Annotated in this window: 5 protein-coding genes and 1 pseudogene; 1 reads left to right on the top strand and 5 read right to left on the bottom strand. The window is 62.6% G+C overall.

The features are described 5' to 3' along the window. The first annotated feature begins 168 nt into the window (after nt 1-168). The gene (locus ACOZK4_RS23495; protein WP_421594159.1) at nt 169-3,768 is read left to right on the top strand and encodes a FecR domain-containing protein; all 3,600 of its coding nucleotides are present in this window, start codon (nt 169-171) and stop codon (nt 3,766-3,768) included. Nucleotides 3,769-3,810: 42 nt separating this feature from the next. On the opposite strand, the gene ACOZK4_RS23490 is transcribed toward ACOZK4_RS23495, so the two are convergent. The 5 genes and pseudogenes from ACOZK4_RS23490 to ACOZK4_RS23470 all read right to left on the bottom strand — a co-directional run. After that, on the bottom strand, nt 3,811-4,518 hold the full coding sequence (locus ACOZK4_RS23490; protein WP_421594119.1) for an AAA family ATPase: 708 nt from the start codon (nt 4,516-4,518) through the stop codon (nt 3,811-3,813). A 180-nt stretch (nt 4,519-4,698) separates the two neighbouring features. Further along, nucleotides 4,699-5,787, bottom strand: a complete 1,089-nt coding sequence (locus ACOZK4_RS23485) for a protein-glutamate methylesterase/protein-glutamine glutaminase (protein WP_421594118.1) — start codon at nt 5,785-5,787, stop codon at nt 4,699-4,701. Beyond that, on the bottom strand, nt 5,787-6,638 hold the full coding sequence (locus ACOZK4_RS23480) for a CheR family methyltransferase (protein WP_421594117.1): 852 nt from the start codon (nt 6,636-6,638) through the stop codon (nt 5,787-5,789). Before ACOZK4_RS23480 ends, ACOZK4_RS23485 begins: the two co-directional genes overlap by 1 nt. A gap of 14 nt (nt 6,639-6,652) precedes the next feature. Continuing rightward, nucleotides 6,653-7,147, bottom strand: a complete 495-nt coding sequence (locus ACOZK4_RS23475; protein ID WP_313524964.1) for a chemotaxis protein CheW — start codon at nt 7,145-7,147, stop codon at nt 6,653-6,655. A 2-nt stretch (nt 7,148-7,149) separates the two neighbouring features. Further along, nucleotides 7,150-7,561, bottom strand: a pseudogene (locus ACOZK4_RS23470) (methyl-accepting chemotaxis protein); the annotation flags it as partial.

Here is a 7,561-nt window from a genome sequence, read left to right as displayed (position 1 = left end):
CTGTTTCCACCCCGCGTGATTTTCCTGCGGCCGAGGCGACCAGGGCAAATTCCAAGCCGGTCTCACGCGGTCTTCCGCATCCAGTTGGGGGTTGGATTGCACAGGCACCAGCATCTGTACCGATACCGGGCGGGTATCGCGTCGCTTTCCGTTCTGACCGTGCCGCTGTTGGCGGGCAGCCTTCTCGTGGCTCAGGCCGGCGCGTCGCTTGCCGATCCTCTCGACCGCGGCGCAAGGCCGGTGGCCGGTTCGGTCATCGATCAGAAGCTGGGCGAGGAGGTGCGTTTCGTCGACCTGTCGAACTGGCAGGATGTCGTGCGCCATCAGAACCTTTTGGGCGGCGATCTTCTGCGCACCAATGCGACCGGACAGCTCGCAATCCTTTTTGCCGATCGCACGCAGGTGCGACTCGGGCGCAACTCCACCCTTCAGGTCAAGCAGATGGCGCCGGCCGGCGACACGATGCTCAACCTCGAAAGCGGCACGATGTGGGCGCGCGCCGAGCGTGGCGGGCAGGGGCTGGCGGTCGAGACCCCGGCGGCAACGGCGGCGATCCGCGGCACGGACTGGTCGCTGACGGTCCAGGGCGACAAGACCTCGCTGATCGTGCTGGAAGGCCAGGTCGAATTGAAGAACGACTACGGCAGTGTCCAGGTGGCGCAGGGCGAGGCGGCCGTCGCCACGCCGGGCCAGGCACCGCAGAAACTCGTGATCGTGACGCCTGACGATCGTGAGCAGATGCTCTTCTATATTACGCTGCGCGACGGTTTCACCTTCATGCCGGCCAACCCGCTGCCGGTCAAGGAGATGCGCGCGGAAGACGTACGGGTCCAGGCGATTGCACCCGAACGGCGAAGTGCTGAGGATTGGCTGACGCTTGCGGAGACGCGCTTCAGCCTCGAAGGGCGGGGACCGGCTCTGGAGGCGCTGGCCGAGGCCCGCAAGAGGCCGATGTCGCGCGCAGGCAAGGCGCGCGTGGCCTATCTCGACGCGCTCGTGGCCGGCGCGGAAAAGCGTTATGACGACGCAGCCCGCTTTTTTGCGGAGGCAATGCCAGCTCTTGACCCGAAGCGCCGGGCGATTGCGGCCTATGGCGAATATTACGCGCGAACGCTCCTCAGTCCCAGGCTCGCTCTGAAGCCGCCGACGGAGGTGCGAGATCCCTATTCGGCCGTCATGAAGGCCTATACCGCCGGTTTCCTGGAGGATATCCCGGCGGCGGTTGCGACCATCAAGGCGGCGGAAGCTCGTTTTCCAGGGGAATCGTCGCTGCCCGCGATCCGCGCGCTTCTCGCCCAGCTCACCAACGATCGCGCGCAGATGCGCGAGGCGGTTGATCAGGCACTGGCGATCGATCCTGACGATGCACTGGCTCTTATCGCCCGTGCGCGGTTGCGCGGGGATTTCGAGGGGAATATAGAGGCTGCGCTCGCGGACCTCGACCGCGCCGCGACGCTCATGCCGGGTTCGTCCATGGTGTGGAACGATATCGGTCTCGCCCAGAGTGCCCGCGGTGATGAGCGCAGGGCAGAAGCGGCGATGAAGCGTTCGATCGCACTGGATCCGGAAAGCGCGATCGGCCACGCCAATCTGGCCATCTTCTATCTCGACCAGTCTCGGATGAAGGACGCGAAGCGCGAGATCGATCTCGCGATTGCCGCCGATCCGTCGTTCAGCATCGCTTTCCTGGCACGCGGCCGGTACTATTTGCAGACCGGCGAGATCGACAAGGCGCTGGACGATCTTCTCGCGGCCTCGACAGCCAACCCGGCCCATTCGCAATCCCAGCTCATGCTGGCTGCCGCGCATTATGAAGGCGGCGCCCGTGAGCCGGGGCAACAGGCCCTCGACAATGCCGAACGGCTGGACAAGAACGACCCTGTCATCTCCTCCGTCCGCACGGCCATCGCGATCGACGAATACGATGCGCAGGGGGCGATCCACTATGCGCAGGAATTCCTTCGCCGATCACGAGCCCAAGGTGGTCACTATGCTTCGCTCGGCGCCAATCAGGATGCGGGCTCAACTCTGAACAACGCTTTTCGTCTGCAGGGACTCGACGCCTGGGGGCAATATTATGGTGACGCTGTCTTCGATGCTTTTTCCGGCAGCGCCTATATCGACCAATCCTTGCGGGGCGGAACGAATCCGCTCGCCAATGCCTTCTTTTACGGCGGCAATGCCATCACCAATACGCAGAACAGCAGCTCTTTCTCCTCGTTCCTTCAGGGCATGCTGCTTGATCCGCATATGCTGTCTGGTCGATCACGCTCGGCGAACCTGCTGCGACGCCCGTTTTTTGAAGGAATGGTCGGTGTCGGAACGACGTTCAATCCCGGCACGGAAGGGATAAACGGGCAAATAGAGCTTCAAGGCTATGCGAACGAGCCGGTACCCGTCAGCGGATATCTGAATCTGGAATATGCTAGAACGCCTGATCAGACGCGGAACATCGACAATGGCGTGACGCAGTTTGGTATCAACAGCGAAACGGAAGTGTCGAGCGCTACTGGCTATGTGACGTCCACGATCACGCCCGATGACCGCTTGGTTGCTTATATCAATCACAACAAGTCTACATTCGATTTCGACGTACCTATTCCGTCGACGCCTCCGATGGCCTTTACATACGGTCTGGACACGTCTTTCACGACCGCAGGATTAGGCTGGAGCCATACGATCGACTATCGCAACGTTGTCAACACAGCTCTGTTCTATTCTTCCGCTGATGTTGGCTTGAGGCAGAATATCACACCGTTCCCGCTGGTCCTCGACCGCCTGGCCGAGGTGAACCAGAAAAACTATGTGGCGGCTATTCAGCACATCTTCGAGGCCGATGATCTTACTTGGCGCTACGGCATGGAGGGCGGGTCGATCATGCGTACGGCCAAGGAGAGCGATTGGGTTGTGGGCATTCCACTGCCGCCGACCCGGATCGAGGAAAGCAGTCTCTACGGTCGTATTTATGTCGATGTGCTTCACGATATCGCGCCAGGCCTGGAGGCCGAATACGGGCTCTTCGGTACGCTGATGAGTGGAGACGACGACATCAGCCGTCTGGAGCCGCGGATCGGGCTTGCCTGGACGCCAGCGGAAGGCCATTGGTTGCGCGCCGGCTATATACGTCAGGGAACTGACATGAGCACGCCCACACTTGCGCCGATCGGGCTTCTGGGCTTGCAACCGAATGAGTTCGGCGTGGGTGCGGAGGGCTACGCGGATACCTTCGCCCTCAAATGGGATGCCGAATGGTCAGATCGCTTCTTCACGACGGTCGATTATCAGCATCAGATTTTTCACGATCTGTCGATCAGCGACGTCATACTGCTCTCGAATTTTGATTCCCGGAAGGCTGAGGCGGATCGCGTGGCGATTACGGGCAATCTGGCGCTCGATCACGGCTTCGGTCTCTCAGCGACCTATGCACTGGCCTCTTCGCAGGACAAGGATCCCTCAAGCTTTGGTTTCGGTCGCGCTCTGCCTTTCTTGCCGCGGCATGCGGGGCAAGTCGCGCTCACCTATGTGAGCGAGGCGAATGTGAAGGCGACCCTTGCGGCGAACTATATTGGCAAACGCCACGGCAACCAAACAGCCGCCGTGATGGACGGCTACTGGACGCTCGACGCGCAATTGACTTGGGAGCCGTTCGACAAGAACTTTGTCTTCGAGGCCGGTGCCTATAATCTGCTCGATGAAAAATTTGAAGTCGCGCCCGACTATCCCGGCTGGGGCCGCGTCTTCAAGGGCATGGTCAAGGTTCGCTTCTGACCCACGTCCGGCGCTTCTTCTGCGAAGGGAGCAAATCGCGGGTTATGCCACGTCCTTCAGGCTGTTGGTTGCCGGAGCGACGGTGGCCGGAATCTGCTTGAGCACCTCGAGCGCCAGCGCACGGGCGTTTTCCTGCGCCTTGTCGAGGTTGCTGACGCGTTTGGCGTCCATCGAGTAAAGCGTTCCCCCGCAGCCGAAAATGTCGCGGAAGGCGGAGCGTTCGATGATCGGAGTTTCCAGGAGATGGACGCGGCGGGCTGCGAGCAGGTCCTTCACGGCATTCATCGCCCGCGTTGTCACCATGGAGTTGACGCGGGTGAGCACGACGGAATGGCGGATGCGGATATTGGCCTTGTCTTCGAGATAGTGCAGGAGCTCAATGACATTGGCGCCGCCCTGGGCGTCCATCGCCGAGCCCTGCACGGGGATCAGCACATAGTCGGCATGGCCGACGGCCTTGGCGAGGAGCGAACTGCGCGAGCCCGGCAGGTCGATCAGCACGAAATCGGCGCGGGCCTTTTCCTCGGCGAGCTGCCGGTCGATCGTGCTCATAGTGACATAGGGCACGACATTGAGGCGCTTGCCGAGCGCGCCCTCGGAGTTTTCATGCCAGCGGGTGATCCAGTGCTGCGGATCGGCATCGAGCACCGAGACGCGAAAGCCGAGACGGGCAAGCTCGGTCGCAAGCAAAAGCACCGCGGTCGTCTTGCCGGCGCCGCCCTTGGTGTTGGCGAAGGTGATGACGGGCATGGCCTCTCCGGATCGGTTCGTGAGCCGGTCATCGCTCGAACAAAACACCCTGCATGGTGTCTCTTCACTGTCGCCAATTATGGTTAACGGGTGGTGAAAATCCGGAAACTTCCGAACGAAGGGGTACGATCGTTTTCGGCGCGGAGTTGCATGAAAACAGAGAGATAGCGTGCTTTTACCCTATCGGCGCCGGTCGGCGGCGAGGATTTCGCGGGCGAGCTGGTCAAGCGGCAGGATCCTGTCGACGCCGCCGTGGGCGATGGCTTCCTTCGGCATGCCGAAGACGATGGAACTCGCCTCATCCTGCGCCACCGTATAGGCGCCGGCCTGGTGCATCTCTGCCATGCCGCGGGCGCCGTCATCGCCCATGCCGGTCATGATCACGCCCATGGCGTTTGCACCCGCCGCGCGGGCGGCGGAGCGGAAGAGCACGTCGACGGAGGGCCGGTGGCGCGAGACGAGCGGGCCTTCGCGCACCGCGACATGGTAGCGGGCGCCTTGCCGTTCCAGCATCATGTGGCGGTCGCCGGGTGCGATCAGCACATGGCCGCGCAGCACGGGGTTTCCGTGCACCGCTTCCTTGACCTCGACTTCGCAGAGGCTGTTCAGCCGCTTGGCGAAGGCGGCGGTGAATTTCTCCGGCATGTGCTGGACGATGACGATGCCGGGCGAATTGGCCGGCAACTGTTCCAGGAGAACGCGCAGCGCCTCCGTGCCGCCGGTCGAGGCGCCGATGCAGGCGACCATTTCCGTCGTCTTGGCCATGGCGCGGCCGGTCGGCGGGGGCAGCACGGCATCGGCGGTGAGCTTTGCCGTCGGGCCGCTTGCGGCGGCGCTGCGGCGGTTCGTGCCGAGGCGGGCAACGGCCGCCCCCTTGACCGCCTCGCGGATGCGCGTGCCGGATTCGGCGAGATGATCGGCCGCTCCGATCTTCGGTTTCAGGATGATATCGACGGCGCCGGCTTCCAGTGCCTGCATCAGCGTCTCGGAGCCTTCCTCGGTCAGCGAGGAGCACATGACGACGGGGATCGGCCGCTGCGACATGATCTTGCGCAGGAAGGTGATGCCGTCCATGCGCGGCATTTCCACGTCGAGCGTGATGACGTCGGGCAACTCTTCCTGGATCTTCTTCGCCGCCATGAAAGGGTCGGAGGCCGCGCCCATCACTTCGATCTCGGGGTCCTCTTCCAGCACATGGGTCAGCGCCTGACGCACGCTTGCGGAATCGTCGATGATGAGAACGCGGATTTTGCGGCCGGGAAGGGGCATCAGATCTTCTTGAAAACCGTGTTGGCGACCTGGCGCACCGGCAGGGAAATGCCGGTGACCGTTTCGGAGTGACCGACATAGAGATAGCCGCCGGGGATGAGGCAATCGCAGAGCCGTGACAGCACCTTGGCCTGCGTCGGCTTGTCGAAATAGATCAGCACATTGCGGCAGAAGATCATGTGCATGGGCTCGCCCACCTTATAGGCGCTGTCCATGAGGTTCATGCGGGCAAAGCCGATGGTCGCGCGTAGCCGTGGATGGATGCGCACTTCGCCGCGTGCGGCGTCGCGCGAAACCATCACGTAGCGCCGCTGCACGTCCGCCGGCACGGGCTGAACCATGTCGCGGGGATAGACGCCGCGGCGGGCGGCCTGCAGCACGTCGGTCGAAAGGTCGGTCGCGAGAATGCGGTAGTCGATACCCGGTGTGGTGTCGGCGAAATCCTGCAGAACCATCGCCATCGTATAGGGCTCGGCACCGATGGAGCAGGCGGCACTCCACAGCCGCAGCCGCTTGTGTCCGGCGGCGGCGAGTTCCGGCAGGCCGGTGCGCTCCATGAATTCGAAATGCTTCGGCTCGCGGAAGAAGTCCGTCTTGTTGGTCGTGACGGCGTCGATCAGGAAGATCGCTTCCTTCTCGATACCGCCGTGTTTGAAGAGATAGTCGCAATAGGCGTTGAAATTGGGAATGCCGGTGGCCCTGAGACGGCGCCGCAGGCGGCCTTCCAGCATCGTCAACTTCGTGATCGGCATCTTGATACCGCTATAGTCGTAGATATAGCGCGACAGCGCCTCGAAATTCCGGCTGGTCAAGCCGTCTTCGCTCGCCTGCGCCCGCAATGCTGCTCCCACGCCGCTCTCCTGAATTATGCCGTAGCGGCGAGACGGTTTGCCGAACCCATCATCGCCACCTCCGCGCCGGAGAACAGGCGGGCGAGATCGACGATGACGACGAAGCCGCCATTGCGGCGCACGACGCCGGCAATGTAATCGGACGGCCAGCGCACGCCGATATCAGGCGCGCCCTCGATTTCCTCGTTGCGGAAGGGAATGACCTCGTAGACGCGGTCGGCGACAAGGCCCAGTGTCAGGGTCTTTTCGCCGATCGGCACATCGAGCACGAGTGCGCGCGTGTGCGGCGTCTTCTCGGTCTTCGTCATGCCGAGACGAAGACGCAGATCGATGACCGGCACGCCCTGGCCGCGCACGTCCCTGAGACCGAGCAGGTATTCCGGCCCATGCGGGATCCTGAAGGCATCCTCATGGTCAAGGATTTCCCGAACCACGGAAACCGGGACCGCGAAGACCTCGTTGTCGAGGGAGAAGGTGACGTACTGGGATTCGGAGGACGTGCCGGCCATGATCAAGCGCTTTCCCTGAAGTCTGCGTCGTCGGCATCCGGACCGCCCATCGACATGTCGAGGGCAAAACCGCGGGCGCGGGCCTGTTGGGCATTGACGCTGTTGTCGGATTTGCGAGCCGGTGCCGCAGTGGACTTCGCCGCAGGGCGGGCTGCGACGGGTGCCGGACGGCGCTGGGCGGACGCCGGAACACCTGCCGCACGATCGACGCGGAAGAAGGCAATCGAGGTCTGAAGTTCTTCCGCCTGGGCGGCGAGTTCTTCCGACGTGCCGGACATCTCTTCGGAGGCCCCGGCGTTCTGCTGGGTCACTTTGTCGAGCTGCTGGATCGCTTCATTGATCTGCGAGGCGCCGATATCCTGCTCGCGGCAGGCCGCAGAGATTTCCGAGATCAATTCGGCGGTCTTGCGGATG

It is taken from the genome of Shinella sp. M27 (assembly GCF_049199905.1).
Lineage (GTDB): Bacteria > Pseudomonadota > Alphaproteobacteria > Rhizobiales > Rhizobiaceae > Shinella.
Note: the sequence above shows the minus strand (reverse complement) of the source record. Positions and strands in the feature narration are given on the sequence as shown.